Raw genomic sequence first — 20,386 nt, forward strand, 5'->3', positions numbered from 1 at the left:
GTCTCTTTTTTTGTTACCAAACATAACTGTTGACGCTGTGAACAAAAAGCGATAAAGTTATAAACAATTATTAATAGTTGAGTCGTTAACGTGTTTTGCCACAGACTCGGAATTGGGTATCATTGCGACTGCGATGATACCGTTAACGACGCCGGGATATTTTTTTATCTTGGCGTCGTTTGTTTTTCCGTATCATTGTGCGAAACCGTCGATGATGCGGAATTTTTTATTAGGAGTGAAATGGGTACATGTTAGAACGATTTTTCAAACTGTCTGACAATCACACAAATGTGCGGACAGAAATCATTGCCGGAATTACAACTTTTGTGGCAATGGGGTATATCATTTTCTTGAATCCGTCAGTGTTGTCTTTGACGGGGATGCCAAGTCAAGGTGTTTTCTTAGCAACAATTTTGACAGCCGTTGTCGGTACTTTAATCACTGGACTGTTTGCAAACTTGCCTTACGCGTTGGCACCGTCAATCGGTATGCAAGCCATGTTTACCTACACGATTGTCTTTGGTTTGGGGTACACATGGAAGCAAGCATTGGGAATGGTCTTCTTGGTTGGTCTAGTTGATGTGATTATCACCTTGACGAAGATTCGATCAGCCATTGTTAAAGCAATTCCGGATCAACTTAAGCACGCCATCGCAGCAGGTATTGGGCTGTTTATCGCCTATATTGGGCTTAAGAATGCCGGCTTCTTAAATTTCTTAGTTGACCCGCAAAACATTTTAACCTTGAACAACAAGCCATTTACAGGTGGTGGGGCCAAGGTAATTGAAAGTATTACGGCAAACGGTAGCACGACGCCAGAAATTGCCACGTTTAGTCAGCCAGCTGTCTTGTTGGGACTAATCGGTTTGGTGGTTTTGGTATTGTTGGTGGTCGCCAACGTGCCGGGGGCCTTCTTATTGTCAGTCTTCATCACGACGATTATTGGTATTCCAATGGGCGTAACGAATACGCACATTGACGCCATGGCCTCATTTACATCAACGTTTAAGGACTTTGGTGGTATCTTTGGTCAAGCACTTGGTCCAGACGGCCTTTGGTCAATGTTTACGTCACCAAAGCACATTTTGATTGTTGTATTAACAGTATTCTCAATGGGCTTGTCAGGTTTGTTTGACGCCATTGGCACGTTCATTGGTACAGGTATGACGACTGGTATTTTCTCTGAAGCTGACCAGAAGGAGTTCTACGAAGGTAAGGGCTTTAAGTCAAAGATGGACCGCGGGTTGGTTGCAGATACATTTGCGACGATGTTTGCTGGTATCTTTGGTACCTCAAATACAACGACGTTCATTGAAGCGTCAGCCGGCATTAAGGCGGGTGGACGTACTGGTTTGACATCAGTCGTCGTTGCAATTGGTTTCTTGCTTGCAATTATTGCGGCACCGCTGGTTAATGTGATTCCAACGGCAGCAACTGCACCAATTCTAATCGTTGTTGGTATCATGATGATGAATGAGTTTAAGGCAATCGAGTGGGATGATATTGAAATTGCGATTCCCGCCTTCTTCACGTCAGCATTCATGGCCTTCTCATACTCAATTTCGTATGGTATTGCGGCTGGCTTTATTTTCTTCGTTGTCATTAAGAGTGTGAAGCGGAAGTTTGCTGAAATTAGTCCAATCTTGTGGATTGTGACGATTTTGTTCTTGTTGAACTTCATCTCGTTAGCAGTTAATTAAAAAATTTTTGAAACGCTCTTGCGACTGGTTTTCTTGGTTGCAAGAGCGTTTTTTTGTGAATTAAAAAATTATTTTGATGACTTTTGGACAAATTGTACAACCGTGCCTCTTTATTAGTTGTGAGGAAGTAAGACATGACGACAATTCAAGCGGTATTTAGTAACGCCATTTTCGAGGCAGCACAACACCAAGCAAGTGATATTTACATTATGCCGAAACAAGACGGGTATCAGGTGTCTTGTTATACGGCGGACGGGATTGTTCCATTGGACGTGTTAACAGCATCGGTAGGGGCAGCTTTAATTCGCCACATTAAATTTGAGGCACAGATGGACATCAGTGAAATGCGGCGCCCGCAATTGGGACGGTGGACTTATCAAGCGGGTGACCGACCACTTCATTTGCGGGTATCTAGTGTTGGTGATTTTCTAAATCGGGAGTCAGTGGTCGTTCGGTTAATCGTGGCGGCCACCGACCGCCAAATTCGATGGGTAGAGACGACGCCTGTGGCTGAACTCACGGCCACGTTAGCGCGTCGACAGGGGTTAGTCTTAATTGCTGGGCAAATGGGCGCCGGTAAAACGACGACATTGCATTACCTGGCGGGACAGGTACTTCAAAATCAGATGATTTTGACAATCGAAGATCCGGTGGAAATTGTGCAGAGTGAGTACCTACAATTACAGGTTAATCGTGACGCAGAAATGGATTATGCGACCTTGCTACGATTGGCATTGCGTCACCATCCGGATGTGATGATTATTGGTGAGATTCGGGATGCCGAAACGGCGCACATTGTTGTTGAAGCGGCCTTGAGCGGTCATTTAATTTTAAGTACCGTTCATGCCATGTCAATAGCTGGCATTTGGTACCGGCTGCGGGCATTCGGTATACCAGCGGCCATTCTTCGCCAAGTTTTGATTGGCTTGGGTTACCAAACAATGGTGCATGACACACACGGACCAATGGCTGATTTGCAAGTTGCGCAGGGGGACGAATTAGTGACATTACTCCAGGAGGTGAGGGATGAAGAAGCAGCAGTGGCCGTTGAAAACGCAAGCTGATTTTTTTGAATTGCTTGGCCAACTGATTGCGAACGGGTATGCGTTAGAACGGGCGTTGATGACCGTGCAAGGTGTTTTACCCAAACAACGGCTGGCACTAATCGCAATTGTGGCTGGGTTGCATCAAGGTCAACCACTACATCAGCTACTGGCACCGTATGTGCGTCGCGAAATTGCGCGTGAATTGGCTTTTGCTAGTGTCCATGGGCGGCTATCGCAACTGGTGATGGAAATTGGTCGACGGGAACATCGTCGGTTGAGACAAAGTCAGAAGCTCCGCCAATTACTACTCTATCCAGTTGTGCTACTGGTGATGTTAGCGGGCTTAATGGGGCTATTTTGTACGTATCTATTGCCTCAATTACAGCAGATGGGTGCAACAGTGCCACAGCTGTCGCACTGGGGCGTTGGTTTAAGCGTGAGTGTTTTAACCTGTTGTGTTGTTAGTTGGCTTGGTGGACGAATATGGCGTCGACGTAATTGGCTGCAACGACTACAGCTGTTACAGCGGGTGCCATTCATCGGCTCACTGGTGCAGCTGTCTATCGGATATCAGATGAGTTTGCAATTGGGGTTACTTTTGACGAGTGGGATTGGTTTGGCGACAATCGTCAAGCGGAGTGCAACAGCGGATAGTCCAGAATTAATGCGACTATTGGGCACGCAAGCAGAACGGGGCTTACGAGAAGGCCAAGATTTACGGCAAGTTATTCAGTCGATGCCATTATTACCGCCGGAATGTCAGCATCTTTTTGCAAAAGGAAAATCAGAACAAGCAATTGGTGAAGATTTTCAAATTTTAGCGCAACGTAAATTTGAACTATTAGAACGACAAGTACAACGTTATTTAATGATTATTCAACCGGTATGTTTTGCGGTGATTGGTCTAATTGTTATCGGGTTATACGGCATTATGTTGTTACCGATGTATCGAAATATGGGGGAATTAATGACATGGTAAAGCACACAAAGCGTCGCGGATTTACGTTGATTGAAGTTGTGACAACAATTTTTATTATTGGTCTATTGATCTTATTGGTCTTGCCCAATGTGAATAACGTGCGTAAGTTCGCTGAACAGAAGCAACAAACGGCTCTGGTACAAACGATTCAAACGCAGGTAGATCTTTACTTGAGCGAAAATCCAGATAAGGTCGCTAATTTCGGTGATTTACAAACGAATCAGTACTTGTCCGCAGATCAGGTAAAACAGGCCAAAGCTGCGGGAATTGACATTAAGGATAGCCAGGTGTTCCGTGCAAAATAAGCGGGCCGCGTTTACATTAATTGAAACGGTCGTGGTGTTATGCATTGTCAGTGTGGTTGGTCTATCAGGACAGCAGTTGTTGCCCAGCAAGTCTGCGGACGCCTGGGTGACGTTTGAACAACAGTTCGATTTGGCGTATGAAAAGGCCCGTCAACGGCAACTGTATATGGGACAAGCCTTTGCCGTGATTGCGCAAGGCGATGCCGTGTTTGTGGATAATCAACGAGTGCCCCTACCGGCAGGCTGGGTAGCACGATATCGCATGGTTGAGTGTCGACGCCATTATGTGAAACCAGCGACAATCATGATTTGGCATGCAGACCGCCCAAAACCGGTGCGCTTGGTGTTTCAATTTGGTGGGGGTACCTATGAGTTGCAAACGTAACGGGACGATTCTTGCTGAGGCATTGGTGGCTGCGCTAATTTTAATCAGTACAACAACCTTAATTATGATGACAGTACGTTACTATCACGTACAACGACAACAAGAAGAAGCCCAAATCATAGCTGTTAAACAAACATACAAACAGGAACTTCGAGCGTGGTTAAAAGAAAAGCATTCACCTTAGCAGAAACATTGGTCGCCTTAAGTATTATTATCATGTTTGGTTCCCTAATAACGATTGGCACTCGAATGATGCGTCAAACGCAAACACAAGCGGTGCAAACAATGACAACGCAACGCGTTTTACGGGCCTTGATTATTTTAGAATCGCCAGATGCTGCCTACCAATTGGTGACGTGCCATGCGGATGTGGTTCGCCTGCGAAGTCAAACGAAACAACAGGACTACCTACTCCTAGTTAAGCGCCAACGTTTGGTTGTGACGACGATGCAAAGCGGACAGATTGTGTTGTTAAATCAGGTCAAACAAGCGAAATTTCAACGTCTTAGTGACCGGCGCATTGGTATTACGATCTTCTGTACGACAGGCCAAAAAGTTTATGAGGAGGTGACTTTGTATTGAAACGGACACGATCAGGGCATATTTTGGGGCACACGTTGGGGGTGAGTGGGGTGCTGGTGGTGGCACTGACTGGCTGGTGTGTGATGCAGTCACACGCGCAACAGTTGCGCCGGGCTGAGCTGTTTTATTGGCAGGGTAAGTGCCAGGCGTTAGCTTATGTGCGCCAGACACCTGAAGAACGAGGTAAGTCACCGCAACCGTATCCACGCATTATTGCAACCTCCAAGTGCCATGAGTATGTCTTGGTCGACTGGAATCGGCAGGTCATTATTCCGAAGTGAATTCAACGGCCTCTTTCCTTGTCACTTACTAAAAAACTAGCTACACTGGAAGGAGCAGAAAAAACGAGGTAAAGACATGTTTGAAACGATTGAGAAGGCGGTTAAGCAACTACAAGCCGCACAAAATAAGCTTGTTGAAACATTAGACATGGCTGCAATTGAAGCGCTTGTGATTGTGTTTGAGTTGATGCTCGGGCAAGATGATGATGAATGGGCAACGCTTTCAGCGACGGATCAGGCAAATATCCTAGCTGACATCCAAGCGGCTGATTTTGATGGTATGACCCCAGAACTAAAGCGTCAGGTACTACAACTATTGCTTGTGGCAACGATGCGTGAAGATGGGTTGCAAGCAAACTATCAAGTAACGCCGGATGCCATTGGTATGTGGGTAGGCTTTGTCGTTGAACAATTTGTGACTGCAGGTGAGCCAGTAAAGGTAACTGATTTGACGGTCGGTTCAGGTAATTTGCTTGCAACGGTGGCGCAAGTTTTGGGACAACAAAAGAATGAAATGACAGCGAGTGGGGTTGAAAACGACGATACGATGTTGACGATTGCCTCAGGTATGGCCGCTTTGCTCGGCTTAGATTGGCAACTAACTTTGGCGGATGCAGTCGCTGATCAACCAGCTGTGAATCAAGATGTTGTGATAGCAGACTTACCAGTTGGCTATTATCCATCAGCTGTGCCGACTGATTTTACGACGCAAGCTGATGACGGACTGACATACGTACACCACTTGCTAATTGAGCAAGCCATTAAGGCACTGCGTCCAGGTGGTTTGGCGGCGTTGATTGTACCGGCTAATTTGTTCGAATCAGAGCAAGCGGCTAATATCTTGAAGTATTTGCAAGGCTCAGACGTTTTCTTCCAAGCGCTACTCCAATTCCCAGAAAAGCTCTTTACTAATGAGAAGGCTGCCAAGGCTATCTTGGTTTTGCAACGATCAGGTGGGGATGCTGTCCAAGCAACCCCCGTTATGCTAGCGCGGACGCCTGAATTGACAAATGTGGCAGAAAATAAGAATTTTGTGTCAGAAATTACGGCTTGGATGACGGCAAACGCATTACGCCACGCATAGTGTCACACGTGATACGTGTGTGAAACATTTGACAATTCAGTCAGTAAATTTTGTGCTATACTATTTAAAGATATTGAGCAAATTCCAGTTTTGGAAAAGAGGAGACAAGTATACATGGCTAAGACTATGGCGATTAACGCCGGCTCTTCATCATTGAAGTTTCAATTGATTGAGATGCCAGCTGAGCAGGTAATTGCAAAGGGACAAGTTGAACGAATCGGTTTGAGCGATTCAATCTTTACGTTGAAGTACAATGGTGAAAAGATTGAATTGATTCAAGACATCGACAACCACGAGGCTGCCATTAACTTGTTGTTGGAACAATTGAAGGAAAACAACGTTATTGCTGACTTGAGCGAAATCACAGGTGTTGGTCACCGTGTGGTTGCGGGTGGAGAATGGTTTAACCACTCAGTCGTTGTTGACGATGATGTTTTGGAAAAGATTGACCGTTTGGCTGCTTATGCGCCTTTGCACAACCCAGCTAACGCTATGGGAATCCGTGTCTTCCAAAAGTTGTTGCCTAACGCAACTTCAGTCGCTGTGTTCGACACAGCGTTCCACCAAACAATGCCACGCAAGAACTACTTGTACGGTTTGCCATATGAGTACTACACGAAGTACGGTGCTCGTAAGTATGGTGCCCACGGAACATCACACCGTTACGTGGCTGCCCGCACGGCAGAAATTTTGAACAAGCCTCTTGAAGACTTGAAGATTATCACGCTTCACTTGGGAGCTGGTGCTTCAATTACGGCCATCAAGAATGGTAAGTCATACGATACTTCAATGGGCTTCACGCCATTGGCTGGTGTTATGATGGCAACTCGTTCAGGTGATGTGGACCCATCTTTGGTTTACTACATCCAAGAGCGTGAAGGTTTGACGAACGATGAAATGTTGAACATCTTGAACAAGAAGTCAGGTTTGCTTGGTGTCTCAACGTTGTCAGCTGACATGCGTGACTTGAAGGCTGTTCGTGAGACAAACGAACACGCTGAATTGGCTATCCAAATGTTCGTTGATCGTGTTGTTCGTTACATCGGTCAATACTACATGGAGCTTGAAGGTATTGATGCAATCGTCTTTACTGCTGGTATCGGTGAAAATGCCGATGACTTGCGTTCAGAAATCATCAGCCGTTTGAACTTCATGGGTATTAAGATGAATGAAGAACAAAACAAGCAACGTGATGATGAAATGATTATTTCTACTGATGATTCAGCCGTTAAGGTGTTGAAGGTTGCAACCGATGAAGAAATTATGATTGCACGCGACGTTGAATTGTTGAAGAATAACAAGTAAACAAATGAAACGATACAAAAGTTACGTATGAGGAATCGTACGTAACTTTTTTTATTTATCGGTGTTGGCTGCGACAATCACAAAGGAACTTTAAAACGTTACTGGCATAATTAGGGGTATTTGCCTAAGTTTGGTAAAATAAAGTGTACGAATTTATACTTTTTGAACATAGAGTCTAACGAAAGGAAATATTTAAATGTATGCACAAGTGATTGTTGATGTGCCAACGATGCAAACGAATCAACCATACACGTATGCTGTCCCAGAAGCATTGACCGAGGTTTTAGCCGTGGGGATGCGCGTGGTTGTACCGTTTGGTCGTGGTAATCGTTTGATTCAAGGTTTTGTAGTTGGCTTTGTTACGGCTGTTAAAGAAGCAACTGAGTTGAAGACAATTGAAAGTGTTGTCGAACTTGAACCAGTTTTAAACGAAGAATTACTTGATTTAGGCCAGTGGTTGGCTGAAACCAATTTTGCATTTCGCATCAGTGTCTTGCAAACCATGTTACCAAACGTCATGCGTGCTAAGTACTCAAAGACCTTCCAGTTAGTTGCGCCAAATGGCCTAGCTAACGAGCCGGATGTGCAAGTGCTGTTTGCTGATCGCTCAGAGATACCGTTCAACGAAACGGAAATCGCGCCAGAATTATTGCCGAAATTACAACGTCTGCAACGAGCGGGTGTTTTACAAGTCGGGTACGTGGTTGATAATCGAGCGACCGCCAAAACTGTTTTGGCGATGAAGCCACTATTGTCAGCCAGTGAGTATGATGACTTACGTCAAAATTTGCGGAAGACAGCGGTTAAACAAGCCCGTTTTTTGACTTATTTGATGACAGCGCCTCAGGAATTTGTCCCAATAAAAACGGTATTGGATAGCCAGGGATTGGACTATCCAACGATCAAAAAAGCTGCTGAACAAGGTTGGATTGAACGGGCGGAGATTGAAGAGTATCGGTTGCCACGATTGAGCAGTCCGATTGAACCAACATCACCATTGACGTTGAATCCAGAACAGGAAACAGCTTATACCGCAATTGCGGCTAGTTTAGGTGAGGCCCAGACGAAGACGTTCTTGCTCGAAGGGATTACGGGGTCTGGTAAAACAGAAGTGTATTTGCAAGCGATTGCGCGGACCCTGCAACAGGGAAAGACGGCAATTATGCTGGTACCGGAAATAACGTTAACACCGCAAATGGTGCGTCGCGTCAAAGGCCGGTTTGGAGATGATGTTGCTGTTATGCATTCAGGCTTGTCCGAAGGTGAACGTTATGATGAGTGGCGTCGCGTTGAACGGCACGAGGTTAATGTTGTGGTTGGGGCGCGGTCAGCTATTTTCGCACCCTTGGAAAACATTGGCCTAATTGTAATTGATGAGGAGCACGAGCCGACCTACAAGCAGGATGAAAATCCACGTTACCACGCCCGTGACGTTGCACAATGGCGGGCAGAACGACATGGGGCAACACTTGTGTTGGGATCAGCCACCCCGTCACTTGAAAGTCGTGCCCGTGCACAACGGGGAGTGTATACGCTACTAACATTGACAGAGCGTGCGCTGCATAATCCACTGCCTAAAGCAGAAGTCGTTGATATGCGTGAAGCGATGAAGGCGGGAGGTGATGATATTTTCTCACCACAGATGCTTGATCAATTGCGTGACCGACTTGATAAGAATGAGCAGAGTGTCTTGATGCTTAACCGGCGTGGGTACGCTAATTTTATGATGTGTCGCAATTGTGGTTACGTGCCACGTTGCGTGAACTGTGACTTGGCGATGACGGTTCACAAAGACACGGGACGGTTGGAGTGCCACTACTGCGGCTATAGCGAACCTATTCCAACAACTTGTGCAAACTGTGGTTCTGACCGCATTCGCCCTTATGGAACGGGGACGCAAAAGGTTGAAGAAGAGTTACAACGTATGATGCCGGATGCGCGCATTATTCGTATGGATGTTGATACGACTCGTCGTAAAGGAGCAACGGACAAGATGTTGGCAGATTTTGGCGACAAAAAAGCTGATATCTTGCTGGGAACGCAGATGATTGCGAAGGGACTTGATTTTCCAGATGTCACGTTGGTGGGTGTACTGAATGCCGATACAACCTTGGGCCTACCGGATTATCGCGCTTCTGAACGAACGTTCCAGTTGCTAACGCAGGTGGCTGGTCGTGCCGGTCGTGCTGATAAAGAAGGGGAAGTGGTGATTCAGACCTTCAATCCAGATCACTACGCTATTCAATTAGCGAAAACCCAAGATTACGAAGCATTTTACCGGCAAGAAATGAACTTGCGCCACACATGGCAATATGCCCCATATTATTACACAGTTCAGATTAAAATCGCGCATGAACGCCAGGATGAGGCTGCTAAAGTTGCGTATCAAACCGCTAACTGGTTGAAGAAGCATCTTGCGTCTGATTCTGTGTTGTTGGGACCGTCAACGGGTGCGATTACCCGTTTGAAAAACAAGTACTATTATCGAATGGTCATTAAATTTAAGCACGATGATGGTTTGGAAGCGGCGTTAACAGAGCTAGTTTCAGCCGGTCAACGTTTGCAAAAGCAAGGGGTTGTGCTGACAATTGATCGTGACCCAGTCAACTTTATTTAAACTAACGGTCGCTAGCGATAGCGACCATACATAGGCAAAAAAGAGGAGCAGGAACATGACAACGAAAATTGTATTTATGGGAACACCGAATTTTTCAGTACCAATTTTGAATGCGTTGATTGCCGACGATAACTATGATGTCTTGGCGGTTATGACACAGCCTGACCGGCCGGTTGGTCGTAAGCGTGTATTGACGCCAACACCGGTTAAGGAAGCGGCAGTTGCTGCAGGTATTCGCGTGTTGCAACCAGAAAAGTTATCTGGTTCAGAAGAAATGGCCGAGGTTATTGCGATGGCGCCGGATTTGTTGATTACGGCAGCTTATGGGCAGTTCTTGCCAACCAAGTTGTTGCAAGCAGCGCAAATTGCAGCCATCAATGTGCACGCGTCATTGCTACCAAAGTACCGCGGTGGCGCACCAATTCACTACGCTGTCTTGAATGGTGATGCTGAAACAGGTGTCTCAATTATGTATATGATTAAGGCCATGGACGCCGGCGATGTTATTTCGCGGGCGACGTTGCCGATTTTGGATGATGATAATACAGGAACGTTGTTCGATAAGTTAAGCCTGTTGGGACGTGATTTGTTGTTGCAAACGTTGCCAGACTTAATTGCTGGGAACGTGACGCCTGAGCCACAGAATGAGGATGATGTCACGTTCTCACCAAACATTACGCCAGAACAAGAGGTGTTAGACTTTACTCGTTCTGCGCGCGAGATTCATAATCACGTGCGTGGCTTGTATCCATTCCCAATCGCGCACACGACGATTAACGGGGTCCGGACAAAGATTCAACAAACACACTTGGTTGATGAAACGACCGATGCGCCTGCCGGAACAGTTGTTAAAAAGGGCAAGCATGATTTGTGGTTGGCAGCTGGTGATGGTCACATTATTGCGATTGATGAGTTACAACCGGCGGGTAAGCCTAAGATGACCGTGACGGCGTACTTGAATGGTCACGCTAAGTTTGAAGAAGGAGAGATGGTGATTACCGATGAGCAAGGGAACTAGCAATAAGGTCGCTGAATGGGAACTACATAATGCGCGTGCCATGGCAGTCCGCACGTTGGAAAAAATTCGCAATGGCGCGTACTCAAATTTGCAATTAAATAATACGGTCAAGCAAGCGGAATTAGATGAGCGCGATGTGCACTTGATGACCACGATGGTTTACGGGGTAATTCAGCGCCGGATGACGTTGGAATACTGGTTGACGCCATTCGTGAAAAAGCCTGAAAAGTTGGACGCCTGGGTACGTGAGTTGCTATACATCTCACTTTTCCAAATGAAGTTCTTGGACAAGGTTCCGACACATGCAATCTTTGATGAGGCAATCAATATCGCTAAGCGTCGTGGTCACGATGGCGTCCGCAAGTTTGTGACAGGTGTCCTACACGCAATCGATCGTGAAGGTGTCCGCTCATTTGATGAAATTACTGATAAGGTTGAACGTTTGTCAATCGAGGCATCATTGCCAGAGTGGTTGATTAATCAATTAACGACGGAATTAGGTTGGGAAAAGGCATCACGGATTGCAATGGCGATTAACGATGCGCCAGCCCAATCCGCCCGGGTTAATTTGGCTGTCACAACAGTCGCTGAAGCCACGGACATTTTGGAGGCAGAAGGCTTTACGGTTACGCCGTCTAAGGTTACGCCAGATGCCTTGTTGTTGTCGGGCGGTCACGTTGCAAGCTCGCAAGCATTTAAAGATGGCTTGGTTACCTTACAAGATGAATCAGCCATGCTGATGGCGCCAAGTTTGGATATCCATCCTGACATGCAAGTGCTTGATGCTGCCGCTGCACCTGGTGGTAAGACGACGCAAATTGCGACATACTTGAACGCAACTGAAGGTGGTATTGTCGAGGCTTTAGATATTCATGATCATAAGGTTGGTTTGATTAATCAGAACGCAGAACGCCTTCATGTGGCCGACCGTGTTCATGCGCGCACATTGGATGCTCGCAAGGTAGATGAAGCCTTTGCGGATGAACAATTTGATCGCATTTTGGTTGATGCGCCTTGTTCGGGATTTGGCTTGCTACGTCGTAAGCCTGAAATTCGCTATGACAAAACAATGGCAGATAGTTTAAGCTTGCAGAAGATTCAATTAGGTATCCTGGAAGCGGCCGCACCTAAGTTGAAGGCTGGTGGCCGCATGGTCTATGGTACTTGCACGATTCTGCAATCAGAAAACGAAGATGTGGTTGATCAATTCTTGGCTGAACACCCTGACTTTGAGTTAGTACCAACGTACACGGCGTATGATCTTGAGGCGCAAGATGATCGTGGGATGGTGCACATGTTCCCAGATGATTTCGAGTCAGATGGTTTCTTTATTGCAACGTTGCAAAAGAAAGCTTAAAAATCAGACGGTAACAACTGAAAGGAAGGCAACCTTATGAAAATTGCGTATGCGTCCGATACTGGACGTGTTCGTGCCGACAATCAGGATTACGTGGGTGTTTTTATTAACCAAACAGGGGCGCAATTAGCGATTGTCGCAGACGGTGTTGGTGGTGAAAACGGTGGAGATGTTGCGGCGACAATGGCGGTTTCACATATTGGTAATGAATGGCAACAAACTGATGTTCACGATATTTGGGCGGCCAAAGATTGGATGCTCCAGCAAACGGCACAAGAGAATGAAACAATTTTAAAAAAAGCAAATCGTTACCGGACACTGCGTGGTATGGCGACAACACTGGTTGTGGCCGTTATCTTGGCTGAACAAGTTGTGATTGCGAATTTAGGTGACTCACGTGCCTACTTAATTCGTGATGACGAAATGCGACAACTCACGGTTGATCACAATTTAGCTAGCGAACTATTGCAACGTGGTGCCATTACAGCCGATGAGGCAGTTGCACACCCGGGGCGTCATGTGATTACACGACAATTGGGTGTGACTGAAGAAGCGAATCCGGATGTATTTGAATTTGCAACTCGGCCAGGTGATTTATTAGTATTAACAACAGATGGCATGCCGAAACACGTCTCGGATGCCAAAGTATTGGCAACAATTTTAGCATCTGATAATTTGACAGATGCGGTGGCGTCACTTATTGCCCAAACGAATGACGCGGGTGGGTCTGATAATGTGACTGTTCTAATTGGCCAACAAGAAAGTGAGGATCGCTAAATGCAGATTAATCAACTAATTGGCGATCGTTACCGCATTATTGAACCACTGGGTGAAGGTGGTATGGCCAATGTTTATCGGGCACACGATATTATTTTGGATCGGGATGTGTCATTGAAGTTAATGCGCTTAGATATGCGTGATAACGAGTCAGTGCGCAGACGGTTTGAAAATGAAATTGCGGCAACGTCGGCGTTAATCCATCCGAATATCATTCAGGTTTATGACTATGGTGAAGATGGCGGGTCGCAATATTTGGTGAGTGAATACGTTTCCGGTATGGATTTGAAGCGGTATATTGCTGAACGACAACCAATTCCAGTGACACGTGTCATCGACATCATGAGTGAAATTCTGGCAGGGGTTGGTGAAGCGCACAAAGCTGGCATTGTCCACCGAGATTTAAAGCCGCAAAATATTTTGATTAATCAAAATGGTGAGGCTAAAATTACTGATTTCGGGATTGCACGTGCGCAAACGTCATTTGGTATGACGCAAACGAACACAGCGATTGGTTCGGTTCACTACATGGCGCCAGAGCAAGTTAAGGGTGAGGTAGCAACTGTCCGCAGTGACATTTATTCATTGGGGGTTATGCTGTTTGAGATGCTGACTGGGCATGTGCCATTTGATGGGGAAACAGCGGTTGCCGTTGCGGTTAAGCATACGCAAGAGCCGATGCCGTCAATCCGGGATATCGATCCACGCATGCCACAAGCGCTTGAAAATGTTATTTTGAAAGCGACAGCAAAAAATCCGATGAGTCGGTATGCCTCGGCGCATGAGATGGCAGCTGATTTAGCAACCGCATTATCTCCCAATCGGGTTAATGAAGCGCGGTGGGAAGATCCGAATGAAGCCGTTGATGATACGGTGACAAAGGTTATTCCATTGGCGCCGATTCATGAGATGGCAAGTACGGAAGCTGCTAGTGAGGCGGCGACGTCATCAGCGGTTACAGCTGAACCAACGGCTGTAACCCCCGATAATCCTAAGTCGAAGTGGCGGTGGATCTGGGTAACCTTGGGCATTGTCGCAGCCTTAGTGATTGGGTTAGGTGTCTACGGGGCAACGCGACCAGCATTGGTGCGGGTGCCAGATGTTAGTGGGATGACGCAAGCCAATGCTTCACAGGCTTTGGAACGTCTTAAATTGGAAGTCGGGGATGTGACAACGACCAGCTCGAGCACAATTGATCGCGGTAAGGTGGTTCGAACAACGCCAGCCCGTGGCAAAAGTATCAAGGCAGGTGCCGAAGTTGACCTGATTGTGTCCAAAGGGCCTGCGAAAGTCCGCTTCGGCGATTACGTCAACGAGAAGTATACGACGGTGGCTGACAAGTTGAAGGCGAAGGGCTTTACGGTTGAACAGACTGAAACAGCTAATAGTTCAATTCCGGCGGGATATATTATTTCGCAGAATCTAGATGCTGAAGACCGGGTTATTCCAGGCGAGACAACAGTTCGCTTTAAGGTGTCGACTGGACCAAAACGCTATGCGGTACCTGATTTTAGTGGCAAGGACCGCTCAGAAGTGGCTTCCTGGGCTGCTGAAAACGGTATTTCCGTGACGTACAATTCAGTGTATTCAGATAGCATTGCGGTAGATGAAGTGGTATCACAATCGATTACGCCGGGATCAAAAATTACGACGAACGATATGCTGATGGTCACCCTATCAAAGGGTGAAAATCCTGAAGCAAAGGCTGCTAGCGAAGCAGCCCGTGAATCAAGTGTCTCTGCATCGATAGCGGAGTCGCAATCAATTGCCGATTCTGAAGCAGCCTCATTGTCTGCAAAGGAATCATCTAAAGCTGCCTCAGAGGCCGCAAAAGAAGCTGCCAAGGACACCTCTAATACGCCAGCCTCATCTGTTGACGGTGACGATAGTGTGCCAAGCAGCTCTACGAGTACGCCAGCAAGCAGTTCAAGTAGCAAGTCATCAGCGACAAGTAGCAAGAGTAGCTCAAATTAAATAGGAGAAAATATGGCAGATTATCATGGACAAATTCAATTAGCCTTGGCTGGCTTTTATGATGTCCTGACTGACGAGGGTGAACTTTTTCGAACTCGTGCACGTGGTAATTTCCGCAAGCGCGATATGAAGCCCCTCGTTGGTGATTGGGTAACGTTCAGTGCCGAGACCAAGGATGAAGGTTATATCTTGGATATCGATGAACGTGAAAACAGTTTAGTACGGCCACCAGTTGCAAACGTTGATCAAGCAATTGTGGTGACGGCGGTCAAAATGCCCGATTGGTCAAGCAATTTGCTTGATCGTCAATTGGTTGCGTTGGAAGAGAAAGACATTGAACCGGTCATTTACTTCACAAAAACGGATTTGTTAAACGCCACAGAAATGGCTGACATGATTAAAGTTGCAGACGGGTACCGTGCGGCTGGTTACCAAGTGATTTTGCCAGCGGTTGCGTTTGATGAACCAAGTTTGCTGGCAGTGAAGGACTTGTTAGCTGATAAATTATCGGTCGTGATGGGACAAACTGGGGCTGGAAAAAGCACCCTGTTGAATCATTTGGCCCCAGAGCTAGATTTAGCCACTGGTGAGGTGTCGCAAGCTTTGAGCCGTGGTCGCCACACAACCCGCCAGGTTGGGCTTGTGCAACTGTTTGGTGGCTTTGTCGCGGATACGCCAGGATTCTCAGCTTTTGAAGTCTTTGACATGGAAGCGCGTGATTTAACACATTACTTCCGTGAATTTAATGCCTTAGCCCCTAACTGCCGCTTCCGTGGGTGCGTGCACTTAAACGAGCCAGGTTGCGCTGTGAAGGATGCTTTGGAAGCCGGTACAATCATGCAATCTCGTTATGATAACTACAAGCTATTTTACGATTTGATTGAAGGCCGACGCCCGGTTTATAATAAACATGACAAGAAACACTAATTTTTGAGATTAGACAAAAGAGGTTTAGACATGACGATTAAGGTAGCACCTTCAATTTTGTCTGCAGATTACATCAACTTGCAAAAGGATATTGAGTTGATTGAAGCTGCAGGTGCGGAATTTGTTCACATCGACGTGATGGATGGGATGTTTGTGCCATCTATCTCATACGGTCCAGCTTGGGTAAAAGCCTTGCGCCCAGTGACCAACATGGTTTTGGATGTTCACTTGATGGTAGAACAACCAGAACGTTACATTGACGTATTTGCAGAGGCTGGTTCAGACATTATTGGTGTCCACTATGAGGCCACGCCACACATTCACCGTGCTTTGCAACAAATTAAGAACCACGGTATTAAGGCTGAGGTTGTTATTAACCCTGGTACTTCAGTTGCGGCAATTGAGCCGGTTTTGCACATGGTTGATCAAGTTTTGGTCATGACGGTTAACCCTGGTTTCGGTGGTCAAAAGTTCTTGCCAGAGACGTTGGAGAAGATTGCCCGTTTGGCTGAAATTAAGCGTGAAAAGGGCTACGACTTCGATATTGAAATCGATGGTGGTGCTAATGATGAGACGACCAAGTTAGCTTATGAAGCCGGTGCAACCGTTGCAGTTGCTGGTTCATATGTCTTTGACAAGGTTGACCCAGCGGCTAAGATTGCGCGTTTGAAGGAAGTAACGTCAGACTAATGAAACGGATGCGTGTGTTAGTCGGGGGCCCACTATCTGAGTGGCCGGATGCGTTGCACGCAGGTCAGTTAGACGGCCCATGGGCAGCGGCTGACCGAGGCGCATTACGATTATTAGCCATGAATCAAGTGCCACTACTAACAGTGGGCGACTTTGATTCGATGACAGCGACTGAACGTGAAACGACCTTGGCGAAGTTGCCACGGGTCGTGAGTGCACAACCTGAAAAGGATGAGACGGACACAGAGCTGTTACTATCACTGATTGAACAAGACTATCAGCCGGACCGCATTGAAATATACGGGGCCACTGGTGGCCGGATCGATCAGTTACTGTCAAATATTTGGATTTTTACGCAACCACGTTTTCAAACGTTAGCAACCAAAATTGTGCTCATTGATCGGACAAATGAAATTTCGTTTTATCTGCCAGGCCAGCACACAATTACGCATACACTGGGGATGACCTATCTAGGGTTTATGCCACTGACACCAGTCACGGGGCTAACGTTAGTTGATGAAAAATATCGTTTGACGGATTGGTCAGGGAACCCCTTTTCATTTTCGTCAAACGAATTTGCGGGTGAGGTGAATCATTTCGAATTTACTTCCGGCATGGTTGCGGTGATTCAAAGTCGTGACTTAAATGGGCAGACAAGCGACTAAGTCGGGGGTTTGCCAAAATATCACCTTGTGATATTCGTGTAAAGTAAAAATACTTTACACAAAACCCTTGCACAACTGGTAAGGGTTTGATATTATTGTTCAAGTAAATAAAAGCACTGAATTAAAGAGCTTAAGATTGGAGGGTAAACATATGGCAGTTGATGCAGTCAACGGAAAGCGTACTCGCTTCGGTAACCAACGTTCACACGCCCTTAACTCAAGCCGTCGTAGCTGGAAGCCAAACTTGCAAAAGGTGACGGTTAAGATTAACGGTTCAGCACCTAAGAAGGTGTACTTGTCAGCTCGTACTTTGAAGGCTGGTTTGAAGAACGGTTCAATTGAGCGTGTTTAATAGATAAAGCTACCGTCTACGGTGGCTTTTTTCTTTTTTACGGGACTTGTTGAAAAGTAAACAAGTTCTTCAAAAAAACTGTTTCTGGCCTATCCTATGGTAAAATAGAAATAGTTTTATACGGAGGTCATACAGATGGCAGTTAAGATTCAAACAACGCAAGGTGCGATTGAGATCGAAAATGATGTCATTGCGACGATTGTTGGGGGTGCAGCTACTGATAACTATGGTGTTGTTGGTATGGCCAGCCAAAACCCACTTCGCGATGGGGTCAACCAAATTTTGAATGGCGATAACTTCGCTAAGGGAGTTGTCGTTCGCCAACAAGAGAATGGTGTGGCAGTTGATGTTCACATTATTGTCGGGTATGGTATGAAGATTTCTGAAATTTCAAAGAGCGTGCAAGCGCGTGTAAAAAACGATTTGAATGTCATGCTCGGTATCGTGGCTAGTGAAGTAAATGTGACGGTACAAGGTGTGCGCATGCTAGGCGACTAAAACCTAGTTATAAGGAGTTGAGAACTGTGGAAGTTGTAACGACGATTACCAACGTCGAGTTTGGTAAGATGATCAACGCGGCAGCCGATGCGCTGAAGAATAACGCGGAAAAGATTAATAAATTAAATGTGTTCCCAGTACCTGATGGTGATACGGGAACAAACATGACGTTGTCAATGGCCAGTGGTGCCGAGTACGAACGTAATGAAACGGATACCCACTTGGGTGCTTTGGCGCAAGCAACGTCGAAGGGCTTGTTGATGGGTGCTCGTGGTAACTCAGGTGTTATCTTGTCTCAAATTTTCCGCGGTTTTGCCGGAAAGATTGCTGATAAGGAAACTTTGACAGCCCGTGATTTGGCTGACGCCTTGATGGGCGGTGCTGAGACGGCGTATAAGGCCGTTATGAAGCCAACCGAAGGAACTATCCTAACTGTTATCCGTGAAGCCGCTGCGGCCGCTAATCGGACGGCTAAGGAGTCTGACGATGCAGTTGTTGTGATGAAGGCAACGTTGGATGCAGCGGAAAAGGCTTTGGCATCAACACCTGACTTATTGCCCGTTTTGAAAGAAGTGGGGGTTGTTGATTCAGGTGGACAGGGTCTTGTAATTGTTTTGGAAGCCTTCTACACAGTTTTGTCTGGTGAAGAAGTGACGACTGAAATTGATAATGCGGCTTTGGATGCCATGGTAATGGCTTTGCACAATGCCGGTGTACAAGGTGATTTGAACCCTGAAGATATCACTTATGGTTACTGCACGGAAATCATGGTGGATATCGCCAAGGGAACGACCTATGATCAGGAATTTGATTATGATACATTCTACCAACACCTAGCTGAAATGGGTGACTCATTGTTGGTTATCAACGATGACGAAGTTGTTAAGGTGCACGTGCACACTGAAGACCCTGGTGAAGTGATTAACTGGGGAACGCACTTCGGTTCATTGCGTAAGGTTAAGGTTGATAACATGCGTGACCAACAAGCTGAGGCGGCTGCCGCAGCTGAAGCCCAACGTGAAGCTGATGCTGCAGCAGCGGCTGAAAAGCCTGCTGTAGATTTGGCAGTTATCACAACGGCGGCTGGTGCAGGAATTAAGGAATTGTTTGCTTCTTCAGGAGCAACGGTTGTGATTGATTCTGAGCAAGCACCTTCAACGCAAGACTTGGTTAATGCGGTTAAGGATAGCGGTGCGAAGGAAGCGTTGATTTTGCCAAACGATAGCAATATCTTTATGGCAGCAGATCAAGCAGTTGAAATCGCAGACGTGCCAGTTAAGGTTGTTCGTACGCGTACGATTCAACAAGGTTTGACGGCGTTGGTTTTGGGCTACAACCCAGAAGGAACGCTTGACGACAATGCTGAAGCGATGACAGCAGCCTTGGGTGATGTTAAGTCTGGTGCCGTGACGACGTCTGTTCGTGACACGACGCTTAATGGCTTGGAGATTCATGCTGGTGATGCAATTGGTTTGTTCGATGGTGAAATCGTCGTGGCAGTACCAGATGCTGATATCCATCAAGCTGCGGTTGAATTGCTGGGCAAGATGATTGACGACGATTCAGAGCTTGTGACGGTTTACTACGGTCAAGAAGCAACTGAGGATGACGCAAACAAGCTTGAAGAAGCTGGCTTGGTACTTGATGAGGATTTGGAATTTGAAATCCACGATGGTGGCCAACCACTTTACCCAATCTTGATGTCAGTTGAATAATTTAATGTAAATATGAAAAACGCCAACACGTTCGCTAGTTCGAATGTGTTGGCGTTTTTTTGCACAAAAATCACACCTATCCCCAAATGAGGGCTTATTCGAGCATAAAAATGAGTAAATGGTTAAAAT

At 46.3% G+C, this 20,386-nt stretch carries 21 protein-coding genes; all 21 read left to right on the plus strand.

Annotation, left to right across the window (positions count from 1 at the left end):
• The first annotated feature begins 248 nt into the window (after nt 1–248).
• Entirely contained in the window at nt 249–1,700 is a 1,452-nt protein-coding gene (locus ESE_RS0105925; RefSeq protein ID WP_010372730.1) for an NCS2 family permease, read from the plus strand.
• Nucleotides 1,701–1,834: 134 nt separating this feature from the next.
• Entirely contained in the window at nt 1,835–2,764 is a 930-nt protein-coding gene (gene comGA, locus ESE_RS0105930) for a competence type IV pilus ATPase ComGA (RefSeq protein ID WP_010372733.1), read from the plus strand.
• Nucleotides 2,727–3,725, plus strand: a complete 999-nt coding sequence (locus ESE_RS0105935; protein ID WP_010372736.1) for a type II secretion system F family protein — start codon at nt 2,727–2,729, stop codon at nt 3,723–3,725. Before comGA ends, ESE_RS0105935 begins: the two co-directional genes overlap by 38 nt.
• Nucleotides 3,719–4,030 (plus strand): prepilin-type N-terminal cleavage/methylation domain-containing protein, encoded by a 312-nt coding sequence (locus tag ESE_RS0105940; RefSeq protein WP_010372740.1) that lies wholly within the window; start codon nt 3,719–3,721, stop codon nt 4,028–4,030. Before ESE_RS0105935 ends, ESE_RS0105940 begins: the two co-directional genes overlap by 7 nt.
• Nucleotides 4,020–4,415 carry a hypothetical protein gene (locus ESE_RS0105945; protein ID WP_010372744.1) on the plus strand — a complete coding sequence of 132 codons (396 nt, stop codon included), beginning with the start codon at nt 4,020–4,022 and terminating at the stop codon, nt 4,413–4,415. The genes ESE_RS0105940 and ESE_RS0105945 overlap by 11 nt, the downstream gene beginning before the upstream one ends.
• Nucleotides 4,399–4,599 (plus strand): hypothetical protein, encoded by a 201-nt coding sequence (locus ESE_RS0105950; RefSeq protein WP_010372747.1) that lies wholly within the window; start codon nt 4,399–4,401, stop codon nt 4,597–4,599. Before ESE_RS0105945 ends, ESE_RS0105950 begins: the two co-directional genes overlap by 17 nt.
• Nucleotides 4,572–4,997 carry a type II secretion system protein gene (locus ESE_RS0105955; RefSeq protein WP_137636365.1) on the plus strand — a complete coding sequence of 142 codons (426 nt, stop codon included), beginning with the start codon at nt 4,572–4,574 and terminating at the stop codon, nt 4,995–4,997. The genes ESE_RS0105950 and ESE_RS0105955 overlap by 28 nt, the downstream gene beginning before the upstream one ends.
• On the plus strand, nt 4,994–5,278 hold the full coding sequence (locus ESE_RS0105960) for a hypothetical protein (RefSeq protein WP_010372753.1): 285 nt from the start codon (nt 4,994–4,996) through the stop codon (nt 5,276–5,278). The genes ESE_RS0105955 and ESE_RS0105960 overlap by 4 nt, the downstream gene beginning before the upstream one ends.
• A gap of 76 nt (nt 5,279–5,354) precedes the next feature.
• Nucleotides 5,355–6,362, plus strand: coding sequence for a class I SAM-dependent methyltransferase (locus ESE_RS0105965; protein ID WP_010372756.1), 1,008 nt, complete (start codon nt 5,355–5,357; stop codon nt 6,360–6,362).
• 114 nt (nt 6,363–6,476) lie between these two features.
• A complete protein-coding gene (locus ESE_RS0105970; RefSeq protein ID WP_010372759.1) occupies nt 6,477–7,667 on the plus strand; it encodes an acetate/propionate family kinase in 1,191 nt (396 codons plus the stop codon).
• Nucleotides 7,668–7,863: 196 nt separating this feature from the next.
• Nucleotides 7,864–10,284 (plus strand): primosomal protein N', encoded by a 2,421-nt coding sequence (gene priA / locus ESE_RS0105975; RefSeq protein WP_010372763.1) that lies wholly within the window; start codon nt 7,864–7,866, stop codon nt 10,282–10,284.
• Nucleotides 10,285–10,339: 55 nt separating this feature from the next.
• Nucleotides 10,340–11,302, plus strand: a complete 963-nt coding sequence (gene fmt / locus ESE_RS0105980; RefSeq protein ID WP_010372767.1) for a methionyl-tRNA formyltransferase — start codon at nt 10,340–10,342, stop codon at nt 11,300–11,302.
• Nucleotides 11,286–12,659 (plus strand): 16S rRNA (cytosine(967)-C(5))-methyltransferase RsmB, encoded by a 1,374-nt coding sequence (gene rsmB, locus ESE_RS0105985; RefSeq protein WP_010372770.1) that lies wholly within the window; start codon nt 11,286–11,288, stop codon nt 12,657–12,659. The genes fmt and rsmB overlap by 17 nt, the downstream gene beginning before the upstream one ends.
• Nucleotides 12,660–12,695: 36 nt before the next feature.
• Entirely contained in the window at nt 12,696–13,436 is a 741-nt protein-coding gene (locus ESE_RS0105990) for a Stp1/IreP family PP2C-type Ser/Thr phosphatase (protein ID WP_010372773.1), read from the plus strand.
• On the plus strand, nt 13,437–15,410 hold the full coding sequence (pknB, locus tag ESE_RS0105995) for a Stk1 family PASTA domain-containing Ser/Thr kinase (RefSeq protein ID WP_010372776.1): 1,974 nt from the start codon (nt 13,437–13,439) through the stop codon (nt 15,408–15,410).
• A 12-nt stretch (nt 15,411–15,422) separates the two neighbouring features.
• A complete protein-coding gene (rsgA, locus tag ESE_RS0106000) occupies nt 15,423–16,337 on the plus strand; it encodes a ribosome small subunit-dependent GTPase A (protein WP_010372779.1) in 915 nt (304 codons plus the stop codon).
• Between the two features lie 30 nt (nt 16,338–16,367).
• A complete protein-coding gene (gene rpe, locus ESE_RS0106005; protein WP_010372782.1) occupies nt 16,368–17,027 on the plus strand; it encodes a ribulose-phosphate 3-epimerase in 660 nt (219 codons plus the stop codon).
• Nucleotides 17,027–17,692, plus strand: coding sequence for a thiamine diphosphokinase (locus ESE_RS0106010; RefSeq protein ID WP_010372784.1), 666 nt, complete (start codon nt 17,027–17,029; stop codon nt 17,690–17,692). The genes rpe and ESE_RS0106010 overlap by 1 nt, the downstream gene beginning before the upstream one ends.
• Before the next feature lie 151 nt (nt 17,693–17,843).
• A complete protein-coding gene (gene rpmB / locus ESE_RS0106015) occupies nt 17,844–18,044 on the plus strand; it encodes a 50S ribosomal protein L28 (protein ID WP_003609111.1) in 201 nt (66 codons plus the stop codon).
• Between the two features lie 135 nt (nt 18,045–18,179).
• On the plus strand, nt 18,180–18,542 hold the full coding sequence (locus ESE_RS0106020; RefSeq protein ID WP_010372786.1) for an Asp23/Gls24 family envelope stress response protein: 363 nt from the start codon (nt 18,180–18,182) through the stop codon (nt 18,540–18,542).
• A 26-nt stretch (nt 18,543–18,568) separates the two neighbouring features.
• The gene (locus tag ESE_RS0106025) at nt 18,569–20,257 is read left to right on the plus strand and encodes a DAK2 domain-containing protein (RefSeq protein WP_010372789.1); all 1,689 of its coding nucleotides are present in this window, start codon (nt 18,569–18,571) and stop codon (nt 20,255–20,257) included.
• Nucleotides 20,258–20,386 lie beyond the last annotated feature (129 nt).

The sequence above is a fragment of the Weissella cibaria KACC 11862 genome (assembly GCF_000193635.1).
GTDB lineage: Bacteria > Bacillota > Bacilli > Lactobacillales > Lactobacillaceae > Weissella > Weissella cibaria.

Excerpts from the sequence above, each read along its gene's own strand:
- ESE_RS0105925 (WP_010372730.1), top strand. The coding sequence starts at position 249 with ATGTTAGAACGATTTTTCAAACTGTCTGACAATCACACAAATGTGCGG.
- comGA (WP_010372733.1), top strand. The coding sequence starts at position 1,835 with ATGACGACAATTCAAGCGGTATTTAGTAACGCCATTTTCGAGGCAGCA.
- ESE_RS0105935 (WP_010372736.1), top strand. The coding sequence starts at position 2,727 with ATGAAGAAGCAGCAGTGGCCGTTGAAAACGCAAGCTGATTTTTTTGAA.
- ESE_RS0105940 (WP_010372740.1), top strand. The coding sequence starts at position 3,719 with ATGGTAAAGCACACAAAGCGTCGCGGATTTACGTTGATTGAAGTTGTG.
- ESE_RS0105950 (WP_010372747.1), top strand. The coding sequence starts at position 4,399 with ATGAGTTGCAAACGTAACGGGACGATTCTTGCTGAGGCATTGGTGGCT.
- ESE_RS0105965 (WP_010372756.1), top strand. The coding sequence starts at position 5,355 with ATGTTTGAAACGATTGAGAAGGCGGTTAAGCAACTACAAGCCGCACAA.
- ESE_RS0105970 (WP_010372759.1), top strand. The coding sequence starts at position 6,477 with ATGGCTAAGACTATGGCGATTAACGCCGGCTCTTCATCATTGAAGTTT.
- priA (WP_010372763.1), top strand. The coding sequence starts at position 7,864 with ATGTATGCACAAGTGATTGTTGATGTGCCAACGATGCAAACGAATCAA.
- fmt (WP_010372767.1), top strand. The coding sequence starts at position 10,340 with ATGACAACGAAAATTGTATTTATGGGAACACCGAATTTTTCAGTACCA.
- rsmB (WP_010372770.1), top strand. The coding sequence starts at position 11,286 with ATGAGCAAGGGAACTAGCAATAAGGTCGCTGAATGGGAACTACATAAT.
- ESE_RS0105990 (WP_010372773.1), top strand. The coding sequence starts at position 12,696 with ATGAAAATTGCGTATGCGTCCGATACTGGACGTGTTCGTGCCGACAAT.
- pknB (WP_010372776.1), top strand. The coding sequence starts at position 13,437 with ATGCAGATTAATCAACTAATTGGCGATCGTTACCGCATTATTGAACCA.
- rsgA (WP_010372779.1), top strand. The coding sequence starts at position 15,423 with ATGGCAGATTATCATGGACAAATTCAATTAGCCTTGGCTGGCTTTTAT.
- rpe (WP_010372782.1), top strand. The coding sequence starts at position 16,368 with ATGACGATTAAGGTAGCACCTTCAATTTTGTCTGCAGATTACATCAAC.
- ESE_RS0106010 (WP_010372784.1), top strand. The coding sequence starts at position 17,027 with ATGAAACGGATGCGTGTGTTAGTCGGGGGCCCACTATCTGAGTGGCCG.
- rpmB (WP_003609111.1), top strand. The coding sequence starts at position 17,844 with ATGGCAGTTGATGCAGTCAACGGAAAGCGTACTCGCTTCGGTAACCAA.
- ESE_RS0106020 (WP_010372786.1), top strand. The coding sequence starts at position 18,180 with ATGGCAGTTAAGATTCAAACAACGCAAGGTGCGATTGAGATCGAAAAT.